The sequence below is a fragment of the Rhodococcus koreensis genome, assembly GCF_900105905.1.
Taxonomy (GTDB): domain Bacteria; phylum Actinomycetota; class Actinomycetes; order Mycobacteriales; family Mycobacteriaceae; genus Rhodococcus_F; species Rhodococcus_F koreensis.
In genome coordinates, this window is sequence record NZ_FNSV01000005.1 from 8,888,021 (window position 1) to 8,913,004 (window position 24,984).

General features: G+C 67.5%; 21 protein-coding genes and 2 pseudogenes. 10 read left to right on the forward strand and 13 right to left on the reverse strand.

Going from position 1 to position 24,984, the window contains the following annotated elements:
• Positions 1 to 5 precede the first annotated feature (5 nt).
• The 3 genes from BLV94_RS45215 to BLV94_RS45225 form a co-directional block, all read right to left on the reverse strand.
• The gene (locus BLV94_RS45215) at positions 6 to 1,475 is read right to left on the reverse strand and encodes an APC family permease (RefSeq protein ID WP_072943490.1); all 1,470 of its coding nucleotides are present in this window, start codon (positions 1,473 to 1,475) and stop codon (positions 6 to 8) included.
• Positions 1,476 to 1,752: 277 nt separating this feature from the next.
• Positions 1,753 to 2,151 carry a hypothetical protein gene (locus tag BLV94_RS45220; RefSeq protein WP_072943381.1) on the reverse strand — a complete coding sequence of 133 codons (399 nt, stop codon included), beginning with the start codon at positions 2,149 to 2,151 and terminating at the stop codon, positions 1,753 to 1,755.
• Positions 2,152 to 2,339: 188 nt separating this feature from the next.
• Positions 2,340 to 2,822 carry a DUF1931 family protein gene (locus BLV94_RS45225; RefSeq protein WP_072943382.1) on the reverse strand — a complete coding sequence of 161 codons (483 nt, stop codon included), beginning with the start codon at positions 2,820 to 2,822 and terminating at the stop codon, positions 2,340 to 2,342.
• 172 nt (positions 2,823 to 2,994) lie between these two features.
• On the opposite strand from BLV94_RS45225, the gene BLV94_RS45230 reads away from it, so the two are divergent.
• The 3 genes from BLV94_RS45230 to BLV94_RS45240 all read left to right on the forward strand — a co-directional run bounded on the left by BLV94_RS45230 (position 2,995) and on the right by BLV94_RS45240 (position 8,786).
• Positions 2,995 to 4,530, forward strand: a complete 1,536-nt coding sequence (locus tag BLV94_RS45230; RefSeq protein WP_083395876.1) for a hypothetical protein — start codon at positions 2,995 to 2,997, stop codon at positions 4,528 to 4,530.
• Positions 4,531 to 4,808: 278 nt separating this feature from the next.
• Entirely contained in the window at positions 4,809 to 5,939 is a 1,131-nt protein-coding gene (locus BLV94_RS45235; protein WP_241031224.1) for a hypothetical protein, read from the forward strand.
• 15 nt (positions 5,940 to 5,954) lie between these two features.
• On the forward strand, positions 5,955 to 8,786 hold the full coding sequence (locus BLV94_RS45240; protein ID WP_072943385.1) for an FtsW/RodA/SpoVE family cell cycle protein: 2,832 nt from the start codon (positions 5,955 to 5,957) through the stop codon (positions 8,784 to 8,786).
• Here BLV94_RS45240 and mreB read toward each other — a convergent pair whose 3' ends face one another.
• From mreB to BLV94_RS45255, 3 genes are all read right to left on the reverse strand, one after another.
• Positions 8,787 to 9,776: a rod shape-determining protein gene (gene mreB / locus BLV94_RS45245; protein WP_072943386.1), complete on the reverse strand. Its 990-nt coding sequence runs from the start codon at positions 9,774 to 9,776 to the stop codon at positions 8,787 to 8,789. It lies immediately after the preceding gene.
• A 111-nt stretch (positions 9,777 to 9,887) separates the two neighbouring features.
• Positions 9,888 to 11,234 (reverse strand): permease prefix domain 1-containing protein, encoded by a 1,347-nt coding sequence (locus BLV94_RS45250; RefSeq protein WP_072943387.1) that lies wholly within the window; start codon positions 11,232 to 11,234, stop codon positions 9,888 to 9,890.
• Positions 11,234 to 11,596, reverse strand: coding sequence for a PadR family transcriptional regulator (locus BLV94_RS45255; RefSeq protein ID WP_072943389.1), 363 nt, complete (start codon positions 11,594 to 11,596; stop codon positions 11,234 to 11,236). Before BLV94_RS45255 ends, BLV94_RS45250 begins: the two co-directional genes overlap by 1 nt.
• A gap of 141 nt (positions 11,597 to 11,737) precedes the next feature.
• Between BLV94_RS45255 and BLV94_RS45260 the strand changes: the two genes are divergently transcribed.
• Entirely contained in the window at positions 11,738 to 12,481 is a 744-nt protein-coding gene (locus BLV94_RS45260; protein ID WP_072943390.1) for a Clp protease N-terminal domain-containing protein, read from the forward strand.
• An 84-nt stretch (positions 12,482 to 12,565) separates the two neighbouring features.
• On the opposite strand, the gene BLV94_RS45265 is transcribed toward BLV94_RS45260, so the two are convergent.
• Complete coding sequence (locus BLV94_RS45265; RefSeq protein ID WP_072943392.1) at positions 12,566 to 13,489, reverse strand: AraC family transcriptional regulator; 924 nt, start codon at positions 13,487 to 13,489, stop codon at positions 12,566 to 12,568.
• Positions 13,490 to 13,644: 155 nt separating this feature from the next.
• Here BLV94_RS45265 and BLV94_RS45270 point away from each other — a divergent pair, with 155 nt between their 5' ends.
• Positions 13,645 to 14,727, forward strand: coding sequence for an aldo/keto reductase (locus tag BLV94_RS45270; protein WP_072943492.1), 1,083 nt, complete (start codon positions 13,645 to 13,647; stop codon positions 14,725 to 14,727).
• Between the two features lie 3 nt (positions 14,728 to 14,730).
• On the opposite strand, the gene BLV94_RS45275 is transcribed toward BLV94_RS45270, so the two are convergent.
• Positions 14,731 to 15,603 carry a hypothetical protein gene (locus BLV94_RS45275; protein WP_072943393.1) on the reverse strand — a complete coding sequence of 291 codons (873 nt, stop codon included), beginning with the start codon at positions 15,601 to 15,603 and terminating at the stop codon, positions 14,731 to 14,733.
• Between the two features lie 199 nt (positions 15,604 to 15,802).
• Between BLV94_RS45275 and BLV94_RS45280 the strand changes: the two genes are divergently transcribed.
• Positions 15,803 to 16,228, forward strand: a complete 426-nt coding sequence (locus tag BLV94_RS45280; RefSeq protein ID WP_072943395.1) for a hypothetical protein — start codon at positions 15,803 to 15,805, stop codon at positions 16,226 to 16,228.
• Positions 16,229 to 16,310: 82 nt separating this feature from the next.
• Here the strand turns inward: BLV94_RS45280 and BLV94_RS45285 are convergent.
• Positions 16,311 to 16,673, reverse strand: a pseudogene (locus BLV94_RS45285) (type 1 periplasmic-binding domain-containing protein); the annotation flags it as partial.
• Between the two features lie 227 nt (positions 16,674 to 16,900).
• Here BLV94_RS45285 and BLV94_RS45290 point away from each other — a divergent pair.
• The 4 genes and pseudogenes from BLV94_RS45290 to BLV94_RS45305 all read left to right on the forward strand — a co-directional run bounded on the left by BLV94_RS45290 (position 16,901) and on the right by BLV94_RS45305 (position 21,266).
• Positions 16,901 to 18,342: pseudogene (locus BLV94_RS45290) on the forward strand (hypothetical protein).
• Positions 18,342 to 19,364, forward strand: coding sequence for a glutamate ABC transporter substrate-binding protein (locus BLV94_RS45295; RefSeq protein ID WP_072943398.1), 1,023 nt, complete (start codon positions 18,342 to 18,344; stop codon positions 19,362 to 19,364). Before BLV94_RS45290 ends, BLV94_RS45295 begins: the two are co-directional and overlap by 1 nt.
• 137 nt (positions 19,365 to 19,501) lie before the next feature.
• Entirely contained in the window at positions 19,502 to 20,623 is a 1,122-nt protein-coding gene (locus BLV94_RS45300; protein ID WP_072943399.1) for an agmatine deiminase family protein, read from the forward strand.
• A 67-nt stretch (positions 20,624 to 20,690) separates the two neighbouring features.
• Positions 20,691 to 21,266: a TetR/AcrR family transcriptional regulator gene (locus BLV94_RS45305; RefSeq protein ID WP_072943400.1), complete on the forward strand. Its 576-nt coding sequence runs from the start codon at positions 20,691 to 20,693 to the stop codon at positions 21,264 to 21,266.
• 16 nt (positions 21,267 to 21,282) lie between these two features.
• On the opposite strand, the gene BLV94_RS45310 is transcribed toward BLV94_RS45305, so the two are convergent.
• From BLV94_RS45310 to BLV94_RS45325, 4 genes are read right to left on the reverse strand one after another with little or no spacing between them, the layout of a single operon-like run.
• Positions 21,283 to 22,110 carry an ABC transporter ATP-binding protein gene (locus BLV94_RS45310; RefSeq protein WP_072943401.1) on the reverse strand — a complete coding sequence of 276 codons (828 nt, stop codon included), beginning with the start codon at positions 22,108 to 22,110 and terminating at the stop codon, positions 21,283 to 21,285.
• Positions 22,103 to 23,155 carry an ABC transporter ATP-binding protein gene (locus BLV94_RS45315; RefSeq protein ID WP_072943402.1) on the reverse strand — a complete coding sequence of 351 codons (1,053 nt, stop codon included), beginning with the start codon at positions 23,153 to 23,155 and terminating at the stop codon, positions 22,103 to 22,105. Before BLV94_RS45315 ends, BLV94_RS45310 begins: the two co-directional genes overlap by 8 nt.
• Complete coding sequence (locus BLV94_RS45320; protein ID WP_083395877.1) at positions 23,152 to 24,036, reverse strand: ABC transporter permease; 885 nt, start codon at positions 24,034 to 24,036, stop codon at positions 23,152 to 23,154. Before BLV94_RS45320 ends, BLV94_RS45315 begins: the two co-directional genes overlap by 4 nt.
• The gene (locus BLV94_RS45325) at positions 24,036 to 24,983 is read right to left on the reverse strand and encodes an ABC transporter permease (RefSeq protein ID WP_072943403.1); all 948 of its coding nucleotides are present in this window, start codon (positions 24,981 to 24,983) and stop codon (positions 24,036 to 24,038) included. The genes BLV94_RS45320 and BLV94_RS45325 overlap by 1 nt, the downstream gene beginning before the upstream one ends.
• Between the last annotated feature and the right edge of the window lies 1 nt (position 24,984).

The window sequence follows — 24,984 nt, forward strand, 5'->3', positions numbered from 1 at the left end:
CTCGGTCAGTGCGCGAAGACATCGGCGTCTCCGGGCTCGGTGTCCAGTACCTCGCGTTTGAATATCAACAGATAGGCGAAATACACCCCGCCGGCGAGGAGCAACCCGATCGCAATCAGTATGGAGGTCAACGCACTCGAGGGCGACACGATCACGAACACCACGAAGGCCGACCACACCAGTGCACCGATTGCGATCGGCAGTTCGAAGCGCCCGAGATCGAACGCGCCCGCCCTACGATCCAATCGTTTGCGGACCGCGAGATACAGGACGATTATCCCGCCGTAGAGGACCGCCGAGATGACCGTTCCCACCGTGAGCAACTCCAGCAGTGCGCCGCCAGGCAGCGCGGCCATCAGGACGACCCCCACGACGACGATCAAGATGGTCGCCGGAATGGGTGTCTGCGTGCGCGGATTGACCCGGCGCATCAGCCGGTGAGCGGGGAAACGCGCGTCGCGCGACATCGCGAACACCATCCGCGAGCAGGTCGCCAAGGTCACCATTCCCGCGCCGAAGAAGGCGAACGCGATCGCGACCAGCAGTGTCCTCTCCATCACCGGACCCAGCTGATCGCGCAGGATCGCCGCCACCGGCGTGTCACTGTCGCTGATCCGGGGAACATCTTTGATCGCGATCGTGAGCGCGATCAGAAACACCAGGCCCAGCACCGCCGCCGCCACGACCGATCCCACGATCGCGCGTGGGACGCTGCGAAACGGATCCTTGGCCTCCTCAGCCATGTTCGCCGCGGAGTCGAAGCCGACGAGGGTGGCAAGCCCCATGATCGTCGCAGCCATCAATCCGCCGCCGACGGCGAAATAGTTGGGGGCGCCCTCGGTGACACCGCGGGAGGTGAGATTGCCGACCGAGCCTTCGCCCGTGAGCGCCACGGCGACGAAGAGCCCGATCGCCAGCACCACGACGATCACCAGTTCGAGCCCTACCGCGCCCGACGTGATCAAGCCGACGAGGCGCGTGGAAAACACGACGAGCACCGCTTGGACAAGCACCACGGCGAGCGTGATCATGCGCGCCGTGCCCTCGTCGGGCTCCATGCCGAACAGCGGCATGAGGGCGGAGCTTGCCATCGCATTGTCGACCGTCACCACGCCGAGGGCCAGGTAACAGAAGGTCAGCCATCCGAACAACCAGCCGACCTTCGGGTTGGCGAGCCGTGACGCCCATTGGTAGGAGGAGCCGCTGAGTGGGATGCGGGCCGCGAATTGGGCGATCACCAGCGCCACCAGGGTCTGCCCCAACGCCACGACGATCCAGAGCCAGATCCCCACCGGCCCGGCGTCGCGAAGTACGTCGTCGTAGGTGCCGAAGATCCCGACCGCCACCGAGATGAACGCGAACGAGACAGCGAACACCTGAAAGGAGCCCAGAGTTCGCTTCAGCTCCGGTTCGTAGCCGCAGTCCTGACATTCTTGATCGGCGGTCTGCGAGCCCAACACGTTTTCTGCCGTCATCTCGGCCGCCTCACGTTCGATCGGGAACTGCGGAGAGGGTGAATCGTTTCGAAAAGACCGCGACAACGCGACTCGTTCCACGATCAGAGCGAGACCGGTCTGTTTCATCGTCCTCCTCGCGGGGACGGATGTCAGTGATGGTTCGTCTTTCTAAATACTCCGGCTGCGCACGGCACGCGTCGTCGCACACACCTCGGCCGCCGGTGCCATTGGCTCCGGCGGCCGAGAATCTGCAGATCCATCAATCCAGAGTCGTCTACTCCAGGTCGTCGTCACATCACATCCAGGGCATGTCGGGATCGAGCGGGTGGGAGATCACGCCGTCGTCGGGCTCGAGGGGGTAATTGACCTGATGGATGGTCGCGGATGCGGGTCCGAAGAGGGACGTGCCACCGGGCTCGACCAGGGTGGTGCCCGGCTCGACGAGGGTGACCTGCGGGGGCACGTCCTCGTCGGGGGCGTCGCATGCGACCATGGGCCATGCATTGGCGCAACCGATACGGTCCCTGACCTCGACCTTGTACGGGGAGAGCCCGGAGTCCGGGGAGACGACCTGAGGCGACGTCGACTGCGCGGGTGCGGCGACGGCAGTGGCGCTCTGGCCCAGGAACATTCCGAGTCCGAGGGCGGCGCCTGTTGCGGCGGCTGCGGCGATGCGTGTCTTGGTCGAGTTCATTGCGTTTCTCCTGAGTGTGGTGGGGGTGGGTTTCCGTGTCCCTTGTGGACTGACACCAGTCTTCGCCGTTACAGGGCCCCGCCAACTCCCCCCAGAGGGGTGGTCGGCCGTCCATCCGGGGGTGGATGTTTGCACCCCCAGGGGTGTTCCCACAGCTGTGAACGGACAGTGGCCCGCCGCCGGTGACGTCAGAGATAAAGGTCGACGAGGGTGCTGACCAGCGACCAGTGCGTGGTCCGGGCCCGCAGGGTCCTCAGCTCGGGGTAGACGATGCGGAAGGTGCGCGCGAGGGCGACGCCCAGTCCGCCGGTGATGTCGGGGAGCCCTGATCGGGTGTCGACCGCGAGGACGCCGTCGAGCGGCGGGTAGGCGGCCAGTCGCGCGAGGATCGGGTCGACCCGAAGGTGCGGGCCGAGTTCCCGGAACAACCCGATGTTCTCCTGCAGGCCTCTGGTGATCGGCAGGTCGGTGAGTTCGATGACGTGCCGGTGCTGGGCCGCTGCATCTGACTGGGCGACCAGCAGCAGGTCGTACAGTTTCCCGGTGACGACGTCGTCGAATCGGTGAAAGTCGTCCCTCACGACGCCGATACTGGCGGCCACCCGGAAGATGTCCTCGAACTGGTCGAACGTCATGAGCGACCCGTGGCTTCCGACCTCCGCACCGTCCATCAGGTGATCATCCTCCCCGATACGCCCCGGCTATGTCATGTTCATTCTTCCGCCGGAGGTCATGCCGAGGTCACGGATGTCGCGCTCTGGAATCGCGTTGTCCGGCACGAAGTCCTGCGTGGCCGGCCGACCGGGTTGTGCACGACCACCGACTGCGAGTACAGCGAAGGGTATGGCCCGGTGGGTGCGGCGCGGGGCGCGGTGGTGGCCGTTGGCGGCCGCCGCGGTGCTGGTCGTCGTGTTGGCGCTGTGCGGGGTGGTCCCCGTGTGGCCGGGACTGTTGCACCTCGTCGCGCTGCCGCCGCTGGATCAGTTCGCGGACCTGCGACTTCTGCTGGTACGCACCGACTCGTGGTCGCAGTGCATCGTGCTGCTGGGCGTCGTGTCGGCCGTGCGGATCATGCTGATGGCCTGGCTGCTCGGTGGACTCGACACGAGGCGTATCCGCTTCGCCGTAGCGTTCTACGCGACTGCGTTCGGTCCCGTCCTGCTGGCGTCGTGCGCCGATGCGACCGCCTACGCGATGCTGTACTCGCGGGCGTTCTGGCCGGCGGTAGCGCTCGTCGCGGTGCTGGTGTCGATACTCGGGCCGGTGCCGTGGCAGGGCGGCGCCGGCCTGCGCGCGGCCACGGGGCGGGCGTGGCGCCGGGGCCTGCGAATCGAGGTGATGGTGCCGTATTGCGCGGCGATCCTCGCACTGGGCGCCCTGGCCGACCGCGTGCCTGCCCTCACCGTGCTGCTCGTGCCGGTATCGGCAGCGGCAACGGGACTGACGGTGTGGGCGATGGGCCGTGCGCCGCTGAGGCGGCCCGTCGCGGCGCTCGCCGCGGTGCTCGTCGCGTCGACGATCGTGTCGGTGATCTTCGTTCGGACCCGCGTCTACGACGATCCGGAACCCGGACCACGACAGGCTGGTTCGCTGCTCGTCATGTCCGGCATCGACTCGCGTTCGGGGGAGGGGACGATCCACCGGGCCGACGTGCAGCGGCTGGGGTATGAATGCGAACAGGTGTACTACTTTTCCTACGCCGGAACCGGGGGTGGGCAGCCCCGACGCGACGCCACCTGCCCGATCCGAACGGGCGCCCCCTACGAACCGGCCGACACCCATCGACCCGTCGAGGAACAGGTCGCCGTGTTCACCGAGCAGGCGGCGAACTTGCAGCGGCCGTTGACCGTTGCCGCGCATTCGCACGCCGGCTGGATCGCGTGGGAAGCGGTCGCCACAGGTCGGGCACAGGTGGACGTGCTGATCCTGGTGGGTGTGTTCCCGGAGACCCCGCTCGGATTTCCGCCGCCGGAAGTCGACCGACCGGGCAGGGTGTTCGGCGACCTGTTGCGGTGGGCGGTGCCCGCGATCGACTTCGTCTTCTTTCAGTTCGACCCGGACACACCCGCCGCGCGCCAACTGCTCGGTACCGCGGGTACCGCACAGGCCGTTTTCGGTGAGGTACTGCCCGAGGACGTGCGCGTGCTGAGTATCGCGTCGGCCGCCGATCTTCCGCTGATGCCGCACGGCTGGCGCCTGGACGTCGAACGCAACGGTTGCCCGGTTCGCGCCGCGCACTCGTCTCTACCGACCTCCGCTGCCTTCAACGATGAGGTGATCCGGTTCCTGAACCACCGGGATCCTGTGCCCTGCCCGGTATGGCGGGACTGGGGTGCGGTCGTGATGCAGGCCTTCGGTGTGCCCCCGAGTGCACGCTGACGAGAATGTGCGGAAGCGGACGGGACGATTTCGCGGACGCCGGAGCATCGGCCGGAGTTAAATGGAATGACGCAGGCGTAAAGGATTTCGGCACAGGGTAAGCCCAACTCAAGGTCCGTCGCCGCCCGCTCCGGTCTCGTTCCCACGGCGCGGGAGGCCGAGCGTCGGGGTGCGCGATGATCGAAGCAGTGACAGGGCTCCTCACGAGGAGAAACGAACCCGCCGATGCTCGATCCGAACCGCCCGAACAACCCGATCACGCCGCCCCTGTCAGTGGTGTGGCACTCGGAAGGCTCCTCGCGGCGGCGATACTGTCACCGGCACAGGCGTCGCTGCTCGTTGCCGATGCGCTCGATCAGCTCGAACCGGCGCGCAGCGAGGGGCAGGACCGCATCCGTCTCCGGAACGTGACGGTGTCCGACAGCGGGCATCTCACGATCGAGTACGCGCGCGGTGCGGTGTCCGGCCACGACGTGACCGAGGAGGTTACCGGGCTGTTCCGAAGCATCGCGACGAACTGTCGCGGTTCGGCACTGCCCGGCCGGTTGCACGAATCGCTGCTCGAAACAACAGATCTCGACGTGCTGCTGCAGCGAGTTCGTCTGGCTGTCGAACCCGACGTCGATGCCGCCGAGGAGAGTCGGAAACGCTGCCAGCTCGCCCGGCTGGTCGCGGCGACCAGGGGGCGGCCGCGCCCGGACGACCGGACAGTGGAGGAGCGGACGGCCGGTGAGAAGCCGCCGCCGGTGGACACCGGTTCCACCCTTGCATCGCCGGGCTGGTTCCCGCCGGCCCGGAATCCGTGGCATCGCAGGAAGAGACGGCCCTCGCGGAGGCAGGGAGCCCTCGGGCTCGTCGCGATCCTGATACTTTTCGCCGCAGTGTGGATGGCTCCGCGGGCGTGGTCGGACCTGCGGCGAGGTTGGGACGCCGTCCTGAATCCGGTGAATCCCGAGGAGCAGAATCAGATTCGACCCGTGTCGCCGCCACCGGAACCCCCGGCCGAACAGCCCACGCCGGCTACGACCGATGCCGGACGAGTGCCGCCACCCGTCGACGTCGGTGCTCCCGGCAGCGCCGGGCCGATCACGCTCGTCACGGCCACGCGCGCCAACGGGGAGTGCGGGCCCGGGCAGGCGTGCGAGATCCGGATCGACGTCCACCTCGATCCGGCGGCGACTGTCGATGCCGTGACCTGGAGGGTGAACGTGTACGACCGCTGTTCGGGCGAGGTGCGGGCGGGCGGCGACGTGTCGGAGCGCGTTCAGCCCGGGTCGCAGCAGGTGTACGGCATCGTCCGGACCGATCTGCCGCCCGGGGCCGCGCTCGCCGTCGCGGCGATCACGAGCGCCCCGGCAACAGCCGCGTCCGAGCCGCTGCTGATGCCCGCCGAAAACGCACGCTGCTGAGTGCCGGGGGCAGCCATGCAGGACGGCAAGCGTGAATCCGACCCGTGGATAGTCGGGGCGGCGATCGTCCTCGTCGTGCTCGGACTCCTGAATCTCACGGCGACCGGGATGACGGGGCACGCCGTTCGCCATCTCCTCTTCGCGGTGGCCGGACTCGCGATCATGTGGGTGGTGTCCCGCCTGCGGATCAGTGACCTCCGCGCCTTCGGCTGGGCGGTGTTCGCGGTGGCGACCCTGTTGCTTGCGGCCGTTCCCCTGGCGGGGGTTGCGACGAAGGGCGCGCAGCGCTGGCTGAACTTCGGCGTGTTCACCGTTCAGCCTTCCGAGTTGGCCAAGCTTGCCCTGATTCTGGTGCCCGCGGGCATGCTCGCGGGTGGGTTCACCCTCGCACGATTCGTCGCGACCCTGGCGATTGCAGCGGTGCCGGTAGCACTCGTCGCGGTCCAGCCCGACCTGTCGACGGCCGTCGTGCTCGTTGCGACGGCCGGGTTCATGCTCATCCTCGCGCGGGTCCCGCTGCTGCCGCTGGTCCCGTTGTTCGTGATGGGGATCGCGTCGCTGCCGCTCGCGGTGCTGTTCCTCCGGCCGTATCAGCTCGAACGGGTCCACGTGTTCCTGTCGAGCAACGCCGACCCGGCAGGCGCGGGGTGGGCTGAGTTGCAGGCGAACATCGCGATCGGCAGTGGCGGCCTGTGGGGTCTGGCGCGTGACCCGCTGTACGACGTGCGGGCACAGTTTCTCCCCGAATCGGAGCACGATCTGGCGTTCGCCAGCCTGGTGTACGGGTGGGGTCTGATCGCCGGCCTGGCCGTCGTGGTGGCGACGTCGGTGATCGTGTGGCGGGCCGCACTCGCCGCGCGCACGGCACGGACCCGGGAGGCTGCACTCGTCGCTGCCGGAATCGGTGGGTTGTTCGGAATCCACGCGCTGGTGTCGATCGGTCAGAGTCTGTCGCTGCTGCCCCACACCGGAATGCCGATTCCGCTCTTCAGCTACGGCGGGACGGCCGCGATCGTCGGATTCGCCGCCATCGGACTGGTACTCGCGGTGCGCCGAGACGGCGTCGCGCGACCGCTGTGGGCCCCCGACCCCCGGCGCCGGCGCCGCCCACGCGGAATGTCGGCGGGCACGATGACGATGATCGCCGCACTCGTCGCCATGTCGGTGTTCGCTTGGCAGGTGCAGCACGACCGGGGTGCGGAATATCGGGCGATGAGTGATGCACAGATGATGCGGTGCATCCGCCTGCCTGCCGAACGCGGACTGATCGTCGACCGCAACGGTGTCCCTCTCGTAGTGAACGTCGCCGAGTACGCCGTCGCGGTGGTCGCTCGGATGTTCGAGGACAGCGACGACGACGCCCGCAACCGGCTCGCCGCGTTGCTCGCGAAGTCACCCGACGAGTTGTCGGACCTGATCGACGCCGGCGGTGAGGGCGAAACCCAGGTGGCCGTGGGCACAGTCGCGCCCGACCAGGCTCGGCGCATCGTGGATGCGCACCTTCCCGGTGTCCTCGTGGTGCCGTCCGGTCGCAGGCAGTACCCGTACGGTGCCGTACTCGCGTCGATCCTCGGACACGTCGGGGTCGCCGACGCCGACGACATGGAACGCTGGCCTCACCTCGCACTCGGATCACGGGTCGGCAAAGCGGGACTCGAGAAGCAGTACGACGCTCTGCTCCGCGGCAGCGACGGCACACAGTGCATGTACGTCGATCCGTCCGGCAATCCGGTGGCCACCGGCGAGCGCGTCGACCCGGTGCGGGGCCACGATCTGCGCCTGCACCTCGACATCGGTGTGCAGACCCTGGCCACCGATGCGCTCGTGGAGGCGATGCGCACCAGTAAGGGCGACCTCGGCGCCGCCGTCGTGATGGATGCGCGGACCGGGGCCGTGCTGGCTCTCGCCAGCGTCCCGGGCGCCGACAACAATGTCTACGGACCCCCGGCCGACCTCGTCGCGCTTGCGGCGCAGAGCCAGACCCCGGGCCCGAGTGCGTTGGTCAACAACGCCACCCAGACCGCGGTCCCGCCCGGCTCGACATTCAAGATTGTCGTCGCGTCGACGGATATGCAGTATCCGGTGCTGTCGCCCGACGCGGTGATCGAGACCGGCGCTGCCTACACCTACGGTGGGCACACTTTCCGGAACTGGCAGCCGATGGGCCCGAACAATATGCTGCAGGCGATCCAATGGTCCGACAACGTGTACTTCTACAAGCTCGGTGAGCTCCTGGGCCCGGAGAAGATGGCGGACGTCGCGAGCCAACTCGGCGCGGGACGGCGGTCCGGGATCGACTTGCCCGGCGAGGCGGAGGGATTTCTCGGCACCCCGGAGAACGTCGGAAGCATCGGAGCCACGTGGTATCCCGGGTCGACGCTGTTGATGGGTATCGGGCAGGGCACGGTCAGCGCGACCCCTATCCAGGTTGCGCGATGGACGTCCGGGATCGCCACCGGCGCGATGGTGACCCCTCAGCTCGCCGCGGCGTACGGGCCGGAACTGATCCCCATCCCCACGGCGGCCCCACAGCGGCTCGCGTTCGCCGACCGTCTCGATCCTGTCCGGGCGGGAATGCGGGCGTCCGCGGCGGCCGGGACCGCCGGGCAACTCGCGGACCTCCCGGTACCGGCCGGCGCCAAGACGGGAACCGCGGAGGATCCGTCGGCGCCGGGGGAGGGACTGAACGCCTGGTTCTCCGCGGTGGCGCCATTCGATGCCCCCGAGATCGTGGTGACGGCGCTGGTCCGTGGTGGTGGTTTCGGGTCGGCGACTTCAGGCCCCGTGGTCAAGAAGATTCTCGAGCACTACTTCCCGCGACCACCTGCTCCGGCGCCGACCCGGTGATCAGCTGCTGTAGGCGGCAACGACCTCGGGGTGCACGAGACAGGCGGTGGCGCCTTCGGCGACGCAGGTGAGGGGGCGTTCGGCCGTCTTCACCGGGAATCCGAACGCCTCCTCGAGCAGTTGCGACAGGCCACGCAGCATCGCCCCGCCGCCGATGACGAGCAGCCCTTCCGACATCACGTCGCCGATCGCCTGCGGCGGAAGGTCTTCGAGGCATTCGGTCAGGGTATGGACGATTCCGGCTGTGGTCGCCCGCAATGCATCCACGATCTCCTCGGTTTCGAGAGTGACGAACCGTGCCCGGCCGGTGGCGGCGTCGCGGCCCTCGACGACGAGCGACTGCCCTTCGTCGGTGTCCGGTGCGCCCAGCTTCGCGCGCTCGGCGGTGAGCTCGCCGACGACGATGTTGTGCTCCTCCCGCAGGTAGTGGTACAGCGCGTTGGTCAGTTCGTCGCCCGCAAGTCGGCAACTGCGGTGGGAGAGAATGCCACCGAAACAGATGGCGGTGATTTCCGAAGTGCCGCCACCGATGTCGACGACGAGGTGGGCGCGCGGTTCGAGCGGGTTGATTCCGCAGCCGAGGGCACCCGCGACCGGCTCGGGCACCAACCCCACTTTTCGCAGGCCGGCCTCGTGCCCGACCTCGAGCAGTGCCCTGCGCTCGAGCGGAGTGGCGCCGGCGGGCACCGAGATGACGGCCTTGGGCCGCACCCCGTATCGCCTGCCCGGCGACACCCGTTTGACGATCGCCGTCACGAAGGTCCGCGCCGACTCCAGGTCGACGATCACCCCGTCACGCAACGGCCGCACCGGAGTTATTCCGATAGGCGTACGGCCGACGAGACTTCGCGCCTCGGTGCCGATGGCGAGAGCACGGTTCGGTTCCTTCGTCCGAACCAACATGAAAGAAGGCTCGTTCAGTACGATGCCGTCGTCGGGAGTTCCGACGACAGTGTTGGCAGTTCCGAGATCGATACCAAGTCCACCCACGTCGGCCTCCAGAGGGATTCCAGCGAGATGTGCTTGATGTTACGCAGCGGCAGCGTCATTCGGAAGGTATCGCGCGCATTGGAAGAATCCCGGTAAGCGGTCACGACGTCGTCACGCGAAGTCGAACAGTGGTGGAAGCACGCCGACCATCAACGCCGCCCACACACCGAACACTGGGAGGTAACGGGTCTGCCAGCGTTCGGTGGAGCCGAATTCGCGGCGGCCCCGCAGGAACCCGAGGATGAGAACGGCCGACCAGGTCAGGTTGACGAGGAGAACCAGGTTCATTCCGAGTGCGGCCACCTTGTTCGGTGTGAAGCCGAATTCCGCGATTCGAGTGAGCATGGCGAACAGCATCAGCAGGTCGACCGCGAGGGCGCTCGCAACGAGGACGAGTTGGAGGCGGTCGAACAGGTCGGGCGGCAGGTAGGGGTCGCGGGCGGAAATCGCGTACAGCAGCAGGCCCAGGACGACGACCAGGATGAGGTCCATCAGGATCAGCAGGTTCCGGTCGACGTCGACCACGCTGCCGGTCGTCGCGAATGCGACGAGCAGCACCAGCAGCATGAGAGTCGTCAGTGGTGTGAACACACGCGTGAGGACGGGGGCGATGTTCTCCACGACGTTCTGTTTCGCCTCCACGAGCCATGCGGCGACGATGACCGCACCGGCCGCTCCGAACGGCAGCACCCAGTCCTCGACGACCCACTCGACGCTCAGGCCGAGGGCGTCGAAAGCATTGACGGTCAGGCCGATGAGCACGCCGCCACCAAGGGCGAGGAGGGTCAGGTAGACCACCCATTCGCCGGTGAATCGAATGAAATCCATCCGCCGCCGGTCCGACCGCCACTGGCCGCCGACGTACGCGACGCCGACCGCGAACCACAACGCGATCGGTGTGTGGATCGCCGCGATCACCTCGGTGGAGCCGTTCGAGACGAACGGGAAGACGTTCAACAGCACCGCCGCCAGGGCGAACGGCACCACCAGTGCCGCGGCCAGTCGGTGCGTCACCTTCCGTTTCCACGCGAAGTATCCGGTGAGGAAGGGAAGAACGAACAGGCTGACGTTGCGGGCGAGGTCCTGCTCGTCGAGTGTCGCCAAGCCTGCCTTGAGGACGAGTGCTGCGCCGACCGCGAACCCGAGAACGACGAACAGTTCACGGGTGGGGCGGGTGCGACCGCCGTCGGGCGCGGCGGGCAGCAGGACGAGTTGCTTCCACAGCCGATCGGAGTGCTCCCGCGCGAACTCGCGGGAGATGTCGTCCACGTTGCCCATCCGTTTGACCGCGACCAGGAACGCCTCGTCGGTCTTCAGGCCGGCGGCGGACAGATCCGAAATCTGATCGCGTAGATGGTCTTCCATCTCATCCGTGTCGGCGGACGATATCGCGTGACGGCGCTCGACGTACCCCCGCCACTGACCGATCTGAGATTCGAGTTCCTTGTCGGTATCCATCACGACCATCCTTCCGCGGGTGCCGGGGGCAGTTGGACGGAGCGCCACACCTGGCTCAGCGCGTCCGCGACCACGTCCCACTGAGCGCGCCGTTCCGCCAGCATTTCCCGGCCCGTATCGGTGATCGTGTAGTGCTTGCGCCGGCGCCCGCTGTCGGAGGCGCCCCACGACGCCGACACCAATCCCAGCCGTTCGAGCCGATGCAGCAGGGGGTACAACATGCCGTCGGTCCACTGGATCCGTCCGCCGGACAGGTCGTTGACTCGCTTCAGGATGGCGTACCCGTAGGACTCGCCCTCGGCGAGAATTCCGAGTACCAGGGGAGTGGCCGACGCGGCAACCAGGTCCTTCTCGATATGCATAGAACACCTATCCCTAGATCTGCTAGTCATCAACGTAGCAGACCGCCCGTCGCTCATTGCCCGCTCGGGGCGGATCGGCGTGAATGCGTCGATCGACAACCTGGGGTTGACGATTCGAGAGCGTCAACTTAGAGTTGACGCATGGAGAATTCAACGCCCGCCACCCCGCCTATCCGCCTCGACGACCTCATCGAGGCGATCAAGAAGGTGCACTCGGAGGCCCCGCTCGAGCAACTCACCGACGCGGTTCTCGCCGCCGAGCATCTGGGCGAAATCGCGGACCACCTCATCGGTCACTTCGTCGACCAGGCCCGCCGTTCGGGGGCGTCGTGGACCGAAATCGGCAAGAGCATGGGAGTCACCAAGCAGGCCGCACAGAAGCGGTTCGTCCCCAAGGACCCCGGGCAGGCCTCCGACCTCGATCCGAATCAGGGATTCAGCCGATTCACTCCCCGCGCACGGCAGGTCGTTGTCGTCGCGCAGAACGAGGCCAGGGCCGCGAACAACTCCGAGATCCTGCCCCAGCATCTCGTCCTCGGACTCCTGACCGACCCCGACGGACTCGGCGCCCGGGCGATCGCCGCACAGGGCGTGGATCTGGATACGGTCCGGCACGCCGCGACCGCGACGCTGCCGCCCGCCGCCGAGGAGGTACCCGCACTCATCCCCTTCGACGCCCAGTCGCGCAAAGCGCTCGAACTGACGTTCCGTGAAGCACTTCGTCTGGGGCACAACTACATCGGAACCGAGCACATTCTGCTCGCCCTACTCGAGGTCGAGGACGGGGTCGGTGTGCTCGCCGGCCTGGGCGTCGACAAAGCCGCCGTCGAGGAGAACGTTGCCGCCAACCTCGCCGCCATCGTCGCCGCCCGCACCAAGGAATGATCCCCCGACACAGCGTAGGCGGCGCCGCCCGCGGCCGGGGCAATCCGTCGATGCGCTGCATCGAGATGGGCAAGAGGCGACAGGTCAGGGCAGCGGTCCGGCGTGGGACAGTGCGGTCCTGGTGCGCAATCCCTGGGCGTCCTGCCCCGGGGAGGCACCGAACAGGCGGCGGTATTCACGGTTGAACTGTGAGGGGCTGTCGTAGCCGACGAGATGTCCGACACCGGCGACGTCACCGGGATGGGCAACCAGCATCGAGCGGGCCTGCTGCAGTCGGATTCGCTTCTGAAACTGCAAGGGGCTCAGTGCCGTAACGGCACGAAAGTGCCGGTGAAATGCGGATGTGCTCATGCTGGACAACCGCGCGAGATCGTCGATTCGCATCGGCTCGGCGTAATTATCGCGGATCCAGTGGATCGCCCGGCTGACATGCGACAGGTCGCTGTCGGCTACGCCGATCTGGCGGGTGGTGCTCCCGTGCGGGCCGGTGAGCAGTCGCCAGAGGATCTCCTGCTCGACGAGCGGAGCGAGCACGGGTGCATCGGCGGGATGATCGAGCAGCCGCAGCATCCGCGCCGCGGCGTCGAGTAGATCGTCGTCTGCGACGCTGGTTGCGATCGCCGGCAGGCCGCTCGTTCCACGGGACCACCGTTCGGTGGGGGCCTGCAGCACCAGCGCGGCGAGGGCGGCCGGGCGCAGCACCAGGCCCATGGCCAACGACGGCGCGCCGTCGTCGACGTCGATGTAGTTGCCGGTGACGGGCAAGTTGGCGGTGACGACCAGACACTGCCCGGCCCGGTACTCGAACACCCGGTCGCCGAGCAGCAGTCGCTTGCCGCCCTGGGCCATGATCACCAGCAGTGGCGCCGTCAACGAATACTCCGGCGCCGCCGAGTCCGTCGTCACTTTCGACAACAACAGCCCGGCGATCGGCGTCCGAAGATCGGGCCGGGCATGGGCCGCGATGCTGCTGCGGATTTCGTCCAGCAGGTCGGGTGAGGTGCGCACACTTCACGAAAACATCCGCGTCGCAGTCCGGCAACCCGATCGCGGCGATCTCGAGAGGATCGTGCAATCCCCGGCGTGGATCGATCTACCACGGTCACCGCAGTTCGCGTTTCGATGAACATGCACATTCCGACCGACACCCTATGGAGCAGATCATGCGACTCGATCACTACGTCACCCTCGGCCGCTCAGGGCTGAGGGTCAGCCCGTTCGCCCTCGGTGCCATGACTTTCGGCGAGGACGCCGGCGGCGCCGGCTGCAGCGTGGCGGAATCCGAGAAGATCCTCGCCACCTATCTCGATCTCGGCGGGAATTTCATCGACACCGCCAACTTCTACACCAACGGCCATTCGGAGAAGATTCTCGGCGACTTTTTCGCCGCCCACCGCGGACGCCGCGAGCGCGTGGTGCTGGCATCGAAGTTCTTCGCGAACCTGTTCCCCGGCGACCCGAACGGGGGCGGTGCAGGACGCGCCGCCGTCATCGCTCAGCTGCACGAGACACTCCGCCGCCTCCGCACCGACTACCTCGACGTGTACTGGCTACACAACTGGGACCGCCACACCCCGATCGAGGAAACCCTGCGCACCCTCGACGACCTGGTCCGTGCCGGCAAGATCCGCTATGTCGGGATCTCCAACAACCCGGCGTGGGTGACCGCGCAGGCCCAGACCACAGCGCTGTTGCGCGGCTGGACGCCGTTGATCGCGATGCAGGTCGAGTACTCCTTGCTGGCACGGACTGTAGAAGGCGAACTCGCGCCCCTCGCGCTCGATCAGGGAATGGCACTGGTGCCGTGGAGCCCACTGAAGAACGGGTTCCTCTCCGGCAAGTATCGGCGCGGCACCGAGGTCACCGACTCCGCCCGCACCGCCTTCGTCGGCGGCCCGACCGATGCCGAGTTCGTCGTCATCGACGCCGTCGCCGCAATCGCCGACGAACTCGGGACCACCTCGGCTGCCGTCGCGTTGGCCTGGCTGCGAGGCCGATCCGGGACCGTCGTGCCGATCCTCGGCGCCAGGCGCGTCGAACACCTGACGGACAACATCGCCGGCCTCGAGGTGAGCCTCGGCCCCGAGCATCTCCGCGTGCTCGACGAGGTCTCGGCTCCCACGTTGAACTATCCGGCGCCGATGCACGGCGAACTGCGGGCGATGCTGCAGTTCGCCGGCAGCACCGTGGACGGGGAGCGGTCCACCGTGTACCCGCCGCTGCTGCAGAGCGACGTGCGGTACTGACAACTACCGGCGCGCAGGTACGAAGCGCCGGACCGCGCGGATCGTGGCGGCCGGTCGCGCCGGATGCCACACTTCGCGATCGGTGTACGACCAGGCATAGGTCGGGCTGCCGTCGCGAATGCAGTCGAGCAGCCGCGGTTCGTCGAGCTTGTCGGCCGACCATTCGTACAGGTCCTGCAGGCGCGGCCCGATCAGGCCGTAGTCCAGCAGCTCGCCGAGGTTGTGCTCGGCGGCGACGTACGTGGCGACGTCGTCACCGAGTGGATAGCGGTCGGGGAGAATCCGCGAAAGGGAGAGGAAGATCCCGGTCATCGACAGTCGCGGATCGCCGAGCAGGGGGCCTGCCGGCGCGAGCCGCCCGAGCGCCAGACGTGGCGCCGCGACCAAGGCGTGGGCGAAGAGAACGCGGAGCAGCACGACGTTGAGAAAGAAGCGCTCGGGACGGCTCTCGGTGTCGGCGAGGTCGCGATGGTCGAGGTAGGCGGAGACGATGCTCGCATTGTGGGCCCGGTACCAGGTGCGTGCGGTCGGATCGGCAACGAACAGCATCCACAGGTCGACCGCGTGCGATGACGGCGTCCCTCCCATTCCGCCGCTCCGGGCGACGGCCTCGCACCCGTCGCGCAGCAGTCGCTCGTTGACTGCCCGCCACCACGGACTCCCGGGAGGCGTCGCCTCGAGTGCGGCCAGCACGCCGCGGCCGACCTGCCAGCGCATGAACGACAGCGCCGCACGGCGAAACGGCAAATGCCGCGGTGCGTTGCCCACCGGACCGTGATACGTGCGGGCGCTCAGCTCGAGGCGGGCATCAGGGTCGTCACGCACGGCGTGGACCTGGCCGAGTGCCCAGTCTGCGGCGGAACCTCGCGAACTCACCGTCCCATTGTCGGACCCGACCGGTCCGGGAGGAAAGCTCGAAACGGATTCGACACTTCCGCGACAATGATCACCCGCCTGACTCTTTCGAGTGAGACTGGCTCACGCTAGACAGCGATACCGACAAACAATGTTGGCCTGCAGAGTTCCGAATCGCACCCGCTGCACACGGGCGAGAGCAGGACGAAGGGAGGGGCAGATGACCGCAGCTCATGCAGTCTCGATCGCGGTGACGTTCACCTGGCTCGGGATGGTCTTCGCGATCTCGTTCCTCGAGGCGCCGCTGAAGTTCCGTGCACCCGGGGTGACGGTGCGGCTCGGGCTGGGGATCGGCCGTCTCGTATTCCGGGCGCTGAACGTCACCGAGATGGTGTGGGCAGCGTTGCTCGTCGCCGGACTCCTCATCGAGGGGCCACCGGTCCGGGTGGCGGTGGCAGGCGCGACCGCGGTCGCGGTGCTGGTGGTTCAGCTGGTCGGGGTCCGGCCCCGGTTGACACGTCGATCCGACCGCGTCCTCGCCGGCGAGGACGTCCCGCGGTCTCACGCGCACTACGTCTACATCGGTCTGGAAGTGGTGAAAGTCGTCGCTCTGCTCGCAACCGGGGTGCTGCTCCTCGGTGTATGACCGGGTGCACCGAAGGGCTCGATCACTGGGCGCGGGGTCTCGCGCTCAGCGTGTGCCGTCGGCGGCGTTTCGACATCGCCCGCTGGATGGCCTCGACGAGGTCGGCGTTGGTATCGCATGTGACGATGGTGGCATCGTTGCCGGCGGTCTCTTCGGACTGCACGGCAGTGAGGGCGATGGCGGCATCGAGCGCCACGACGTGGTCGATCGTAGGGTCCTGTTGGAGCTTGGCGGTGATGGACGCCTCGACGGATGTCATGTCTTGGCTGTTGACATTGAGAACCTCGCTGTTGCCGCCCGACAGGCCCTGCGCCACACCGGCGCAGCGGGCTTCGAGGGAGACGTTGCCCTGTTCGTGGTTGATGCAGAGCGTTCTGCGGGCGTCCTCGGCGGCGCGGACCGACGGGCCCATGGCGTCAGGTGTGGCCAGGGTGAGTGCGATCCCGCGGGAGAGGTCAGAGTGCGGGTGGTTTTCATCGTGCGGTCTCCGATTCGGCGGGATCAACGCTCGGCCTACGTCGAGATGGGCAAACTGCGCCGTGCAGAAGCTCGTCGCTCGCATCGAGGGACCGGAAAGCCGCGCGTACGGTCAGCCTGCTCGACCCGACCCTGCTACCCCGCAGGACCTCGGGTTCACCCGCACGCTCCGATTGAGCGCAACCGACGACCATCATGTCGGTCCGTCGACCACCACCTTCGGTGCACACTGGACTCAGCCACCCTGCCCGGATCGGTGCTCAACCGAAATCGCGGCGGCGGTGCAGGAGGGCCGGATGTTCCACCGCGGCGACCACGTGGTCACCGAAACCCCGACGCTCGACGAGGATCTGCTCGTCGAGCCCGAGGGGCGCCGCCCGTGGGTCGAATTCCTCACGTCCACCCCCGGACGGCTGTCCGTGCTGGGGATCGCGCTCATCGCCGTGGTCATCGCCGCCGGCGTGATCACCTCGGCGGCGGTCGGTGCGCGGCAACAGCGAGTCGAGGTACTGCGCACCCACACCGAGCCCCTGGCGAACGCCGCCCAGGCCCTCTACAGCTCACTGTCGATCGCCGATGCCGCCGCGACGACCTCCTTCATCTCCGGTGGCGAGTCGGGTACCGGCGCGGAGCAGTTCACGCAGGCGGTGGGGGACGCGTCGAATGCGCTGGTCACGGCGACCAATGGGGTGTCGTCTCAGGATGCCGAATCGCTGGCACTCTTGTCGGACGTCGTGCGCAACCTCGCCGAGTACTTCAACCTCGTCGCCACGGCTCAAGCGAACGATCGGGCCGGAAACCCCGTCGGGGTGGCCTATCTGTCCGATGCGTCCGCGCTCATGCAGCACACCATCCTCCCGTTGGCGGAGCAGCTCTACGTCCGTCAGGCCGAGGCGGTCGCCGAGACTCAGACGCACACGGCCCAACTGCCCGCGGCCGCGTTCACGGTGACCGCGGCCGCCGTCGTCGCGCTCGTTCTCGCCCAGCTGTACGTCGTGCGGAAGAGCAAGCGCCGGTTCAACCCCGGGCTCGCTGTCGGGACGCTGCTCATGGCGGGACTCCTGATCTGGCTGATCGCCGGAAGCCTGGTGTCGACGTCGGCCAGCGAACACGCGAGAACCGAAGGAACACAACCCATCAACACTGTTGCGCGCGCTCGTATCCTGGCGCAGCAAGCCCGCGCCGACGAGACCCTCGCCCTCCTGCAGCGCGGGGCCGACACTCAATCGGAAGTCGACTACATGCGGCACTCCCAGGCGTTGTCCGACGAGCTCACCCGGCAGCTGGACAGCTCGCACGGCGACGTCGCCGCGGCCGACCTCCGCGACGCCGTGGCGGCCCGCGACGGCTGGCTGGCCGCGCACCGGGACATCGAGATCGCCCTCGAGCGCGGTGACTACCCGACCGCCGCGGCGATCGCCGCCGGGTCCGGCTCCGGCACGTCGGCCGCGAAGTTCGCGGCCATGGACGCGGCCCTCCGAAAGGCGATCGACCGACTTCGCGACGACGAGGCAAGCGCCGTGACCGACGCCTATCGGTCGATGTCGTCCTTGGCGATCGGTAGCATGATTATTGGCGTGTCCTGCGGATTCGCCGTCGGCGGGGGTATCTGGCCGCGACTGAACGAGTACCACTGATGACGCAGGTGAGGATTTCGAGACCGGGGGCGACGCCGCGTGCTCGGCTCCTGGTCGGCATTCTCGCGGTCGCCGTCCTCGCCGGCTGCGCAACACCCGACCCCCTCACCCCGACGGTCGCGGGCACGTACACCACACGACCGATGACAAACGGTGCACAGATCATCCCGCCCACGAACAACCCGCCGCCTGCAGGACCGTCCCCCGAGTCGTGCGGAGCCCTCGCGAGCCTGCGGCCCGGCCCGCAGCCCCCGCCCGGGCAGATGCCGCCCGGTGGGTCACTCGCCGAGATCGCGTCGCGCGGCCGGTTGATTGTCGGTGTGGACCAGAACACGAACCCGTTCAGCTTCCGCGACCCGACCACGGGCACCCTGCAGGGCTTCGACATCGACGTGGCGAAGGAGATCACCAAGGACATCTTCGGCGATCCGGCAAAAGTCGAATTCCGGCTGCTCACCTCGGCCGGCCGGTTCACAGCACTCGAGCACAACGATGTCGACGTCGTCGTTCACGCCACCGCGATCACGTGCGAACGCGCCCAACGCGTCGCCTTCTCCACCGAGTACTTCCGCGCCTTTCAGCGAATCATGGTCCCGCGGGGTTCCGACATCACGGGACCGGCGGACCTGGCCGGAAAGCGGGTCTGTACGTTCGTCGACACCACGTCGCTTCCCACCGTCCAACGGGTCGCGCCGGAGGCCACGATCGTCGCGGTCCCCGATTGGGACGACTGCCTCGTCACCATGCAGAAACGGCAGGCCGACGCGACCAGCACCTCCGACTCGCTCCTGGCCGGCCTGGTGTCCCAGGACCCGCATTTTCAGATCGTGGGGCCACCGATGGAGGACGAAGAGCACTGGGGAATCGGTGTCAACAAGTACAAGGACGACCTGGTGCGGTTCGTCAACGGCACCCTCGACCGCCTGCGCGCGGACGGCACGTGGATGCGCCTGTACGACCGGTGGCTCGCCGCTTCGCTCGGGCCGATCGCAGGCCCACCCCCGGCCACCTATCGAGATTGAAAGGACGGGGTCGCACCACGAGTGTTCATGCGTTCGCGCATCCTCTCTAACTAAAAATTTAGTCAGGCTAGTATGGTCGCAGTGGGTTATCGGCTGGACCGGAGTTGCGATGCAAGGGAAAAAGGAAAAACAGAGTGATGCTCAGACGGCGCTTCATCCAGTCGGGGCTGGCCGCGGTCGGAGGGCTGCTGGTAGCAGCGTGTACCGACCCGGTGTCCTACCTCGAAGGTGGCAGCAGCGCCGATGAGGATGATCAGCGGATGTGGCGAATGCCCGAGGAGGGGGAACCGCACAAGCGGACCTGGATGGCGTTCGGTGCGAGTGAGGAGATCTGGGGAGCCGAGCTGCTTCCCGAGGTCCGCCGCAACCTCGCCGCCATCGCACAGGCGATCGCGCAGTTCGAGCCCGTCTCGATGCTGGTACGCGAAGAGGAACTCGACCTGGCCCGCGGGCTCGTCGGCCCCGCCGTCGAACTGGTAGCGGCCCCGCTCGACGACCTCTGGATGCGCGACACCGGCCCGGTGTTCGTCGAGGGTAACGGGACCAGGGCCGGGATCAACTTCAACTTCAACGGCTGGGGCGAAAAGCAGGACTTCGACCAGGATGCGGGAGTGGCGGACATCGTCACGGGCAGCGCCGGCGTCGAATCGTTGCCCACCGACCTCATCCTCGAGGGCGGCGGGATCGAGGTCGACGGCGAAGGAACCGCCATCATCACCGAAAGCTGCGTGCTCAACGACAACCGCAACCCCGGATGGTCCAAGGCGGACGTCGAGGCCGAACTGAGACCGCTGCTCGGGCTCGACAAGATCGTCTGGCTGCCCGGGATCGCGGGCAAGGACATCACCGACGGCCACACCGACTTCTACGCCCGTTTCGCCCGTCCCGGCGTGGTCGTCGCCGGGTACGATCCGGATCCGGAATCGTTCGACCACGACGTGACCACCCGTCACCTCGAGACCCTCGAGGCGGCGATGGATGCGCAAGGCCGCACGCTCGAGGTCGTGGTACTCGAGGCGCCGGGTTCCGTTCGGCCCGAGTTCGAATCGGACGACTTCGCGGCCGGATACATCAACTTCTACGTCTGCAACGGCGCCGTGATCGCACCCGAGTTCGGTGACCCGGCCGCGGACGAGGCCGCCAGACAGGAACTCGAACGACTCTTCCCCGACCGTCGTGTTGTGCAGATCAACATCGACGCCATCGCCGCCGGCGGCGGCGGAATCCACTGCACCACCCAGCGAGAGCCCGCGGGCTGATCGCGCGCTGCGTCAACCGAGGTCTCCGCACCGGCCGCCCCGCCGCCTTCCCGTAAAGTGAGGTTCCGTGTCCGAACGTCAGACGTTGATTCTGGAAGCAGCCGTCCGTGTGATCGCGCAAAGTGGTGTGCGCGGGCTGCGGATCGAGAAGCTCGCCGCCGAGGCCAGGGTCTCGACCGCCCTGATCTATTACCACTTCCAGGACCGGGCAGGTGTGTTGCGCCGCGCCCTCGAGCACATCAACGAGAGGGCCGAGCGCTACACCACGGAGGCCCTTGCCTCGACGAACCCTCGGACCCAGCTCGAACAGACGCTCCTGCTCGAGATTCAGAACACCCCCTCCGTCCGTGAAAACAGCATCGCCTGGGGCGAACTCCGGGCCACCGCAATCTTCGACGAAGACCTCCGCGACCAACTCCGCGACGCGACCCGCGCCTGGGCAAAGGACGTCGAAACCCTCATCGTCGAGGCGCAGGCCGTCGAACTGGCCGACCCGGACGCCGACCCCGCCGATGCCTCCGAACGCCTCACCGCCCTTATCGAGGGGCTGAGCGAACGCTGGCTCAGCGGATCCATCACCCTCGAACGGGCCCAGCAGCTCGCCGCCGGAGCGATCACCGCAGAACTCGGACCCCGGCCCTGACGGTGCGCTCTCGCACCTACGTTCCGGGTGCGGTGGGCGTTCTGGAATCGTCGGGCCGCACCGGCCGCCGCTGTGGTCTCCATCCGGGGAGGGGAACGCTGTCGAGCAGCGTGCGGGTGTAGGGGTGCCGGGGATCGCGGAGCAGATCCTCCGTTCGACTGCTCTCGACGATTCGCCCGTTCTGCATCACGATGACGTGTTCGGTGACCTGCCGGACGACTGCGAGATCGTGGGTGATGAATACGTACGAGATCCCGGTCGCGTCGCGGATGTCGGCGAGCAGGTTCAGAATCTGAGCCTGGATGGACACGTCGAGAGCCGCGACGGCTTCATCGAGCACGAGCACGCGAGGTTCGGCTGCGAGGGCACGCGCGATCGCGACGCGCTGCCGCTGGCCACCCGACAGGTGGCCGGGCATGGAGGCCAGCAGCCGCGTATCGAGCGACACCAGGTCGGCGATCTCCTGCACACGATCGGAATGCGTTGCTCCCGACTGGGTGTCGTACAGCCGCACCGCCTCGGTGAGCGTCTGCTGAATCGTCTTGTGCGGGTCGAGGCTCGTGTACGGATCCTGGAACACCATCTGCGCCTCGCGTGCCCGCGCGCGCCGGGCACGGGTCGCCCGGGACGGGAGGGAGCGGTCGATGCCGCAGCAGGTGATGGTGCCGGCGCTCGGCTGCTCCAGGCCGATGATCATGCGGGCGACGGTCGTCTTGCCGGAGCCCGATTCGCCCACGACGCCGAGCGAGGAGCCCGCGGCAAGTTCGAACGTGACACCGTCGACCGCCGTGAACGTGCCGAAGGTCTTGCTGAGACCGGTCACCGTCAGCACCGGGTCAGTCATTCGGAGTTCCTTCCTGAAGTGGATCGTGATTGTCGATGCGCAGACAGCGCACCGCGTGGTCGGATTCTCGGATTAGGGGGACCGGCCCCGACTCCGTGCAGAGTGTGAGGCTGCGGGGGCACCGGTCGGCGAATGCGCAGGTCTCTGCGGCCTCCCATGCTCCGATCGGGCGGCCGGGGACGGCGGCGAGCCTGGGCCGTGGATGGTCCAGATCCGGGCGGGCCGCGGCGAGTGCCGCCGTGTAGGGGTGTCGCGGATGATGGTGCAGTCCGGTGGAGGCCTGGGTCTCCACGATCTGGCCGGCGTACATGACCGACGTCCGATCGCACACGGCGGCAGCCAGATCGAGGTCGTGAGTGATGAACAGCAGGGCGACACCCGCATCGTGACGCAGTTCGTCGAGAATGGCCATCACCTCCGACTGCGTGGTGACATCGAGGGCGGTGGTGGGCTCGTCGGCGAGGATCAGCTTCGGGTCGGACAGCAGGGCCGAGGCGATCATCACCCGCTGCAGCATCCCGCCGGACAGGTCGCCGGGGTACTGGCGCATCCGCCGGGCGGTGTCGGTGATGCCGACCTCCGACAGTATTCTCTGGGCACGGCGGGTCGCCTCGTGCCGGTCGACGCGGGCGACGATTCGGAGTTGTTCGGTGAGGAAGTCCCCGACGCGCCGGACCGGATTGATGTACGCCCGGGGGTCCTGGAATATCACCGAAATTCCGCTGCGGGCCCGGAGCAGCGATTCGCCCCGCAGACTCAGCATCTCGTGTCCCTCGAGCCGGACGGTGCCCCTCGTGGTCGCCCGCTCCGGTAGCAGCCGGGCGATCGCCCGCAGGGTCATGGACTTGCCGGCACCGGATTCACCCACAAGCCCGAGGGCCTCGCCGCGCTGGATCGTCAGTGACACATCACGGAGAACCTGCCGCGTCTGGCCGGCGACATCGAGCGTCAGGTTCAGCCCCTCGACGGCGACGAGCGGGGCGGTCGGCGCCGGCGCCGCCGAAATGGGCGAACGAGATGCGAGGTGGGATATCGCTTCTGTCATGAGAGTTCCTTCGCCTGTCTGTCGTTGAGCCGCTCGCCGAGAATGTTGAACGCGACGATCACGAGCACCAGTGCTGTGCCTGCGGCCAGCGATTCGGCGGGGAATCCCTGCAACACACCGGTTTGTCCCTCCGAGACCATCACGCCCCAGTCGGCCTGTGGTGGCTGGACACCGAGGCCGAGGAAGGAGATCGCGGCCAGATCGAGTGCGGCCCAGCCGAAGAGGATGGTTCCCTGCGCGACGAGCATAGGTGCGATGTTGGGGACGATGTGCCGAACGCAGATGGCCCAGGCACCCCTTCCCTGAACCTCGAGTGCCTCGATATAGGGCAGCGATCGTTCCCGGATCGCCGCTCCTCGGACGATCCTCGCCACGTACGGGGTGTATGCGACCGCCAGTGACAGGGCCGCAGACCACTGGCTGGGACCGAACACCGCCGCGGCGAGCACCGCGAGCAACAGCCCGGGAAAGGCGAAGACCAGGTCCGAACCCGAGGAGGTGACGCTGTCGACCCAACCCCCTCGCCAGGCCGCGGTAACGGCGAGAACCGTCCCGGCGACCATTGCGAGAGCGATGACGACGAAGGCGCCGAGCATGGACGAGCGCGCACCGACCAGCAGACGCGACAGAATATCGCGGCCCTGGGAGTCGTATCCCAGCGGATGGGCGGGGCCGGCCCCGCCGAACGCGTGGGCGAGATCGCTCTGATTCGGCGGGTACGGCGCGAGGAGTGGGCCGAACACCGCGATGACTGCGGCCAGCGCGATGATCGCCGCGCTCGTGTAGCCCAGCCATCCCACCCCGCGCAGGCCTGGAACTCCGCGCCTGCAGGTGGTTGTGGCGGCTCCGATGACGGGGGAGTGCCCGGTGGCGGTGGCCATCACGCCGCCGCCGTTCCGAGACTCACGCGCGGGTCGAGCAGTGCGTAGAGGACGTCGACGATGCCGTTGACGATCACGAACGCCACCACCATGAGTAGCGAGACAGCTTGAACCACAGCGAAATCCTTGTTCTGTGCGGCGGTGACCAACGTCGACCCCAATCCGTTGAGGTTGAATGCCTGTTCCACGATCGACACCAGCACGATCAGCGTGGCGATGGTGAGGCCAGTGACGGTCGTGATCGGGATGGCGGCGTTGCGGAGGATGTGACGCCGCAACACGGCCCGGTACGGCAGTCCCCGACTGATCGCGGTGTGCACATGCTCACGCTTGGCCTCGTCACGGACCGACGCGCGGGTGATGCGTGCGACGAGCGCGAGGGAGGAGCAGGCCAGCGCGACGGCGGGGAGCGTGAGGTGGACGATCTGGTCGGCGAACCCCTCGCCTTCTCCCAACGCGGGGAACCAGTTCAGGTTGACCGCGAAGATGCTGATCAGGATGAGGGCGGCGACGAACGACGGGATCGCGGCGAGCACCGTGGTGACCAGCAGGGCCGCGGTGTCGACGAGACCGGGCTTCAGCGCACTGAGAACGCCGATGCCGATCCCGACGACGACGATGATGAGCGACGCGTAGGCCACCAGTTCGATCGTCGTGGGTGCACGCTGCGCGATCAGGGTCGACACGTCTTCCTTGCCGGCGAGCGAGTACCCGAAATCCCCCTGTAGCGCGGAGGTCAGCCAATACCAGTAGCGCACGGGCAGCGGGTCGTCGAGGTGGTATCGCGCCGTCAGCAGGGCCCGTGCTTCCGGCGTGACCTGCCGTCCGCCGGTCAGCACCGCGATCGGGTCACCGGGCGCCAGGTCCAGGGCGACGTAGATCGCAACACCGGCCACCGCCAGGGTCCCGAGCAGGAGGGCGCCGCGCCGGAAAATGAATCCACGCATG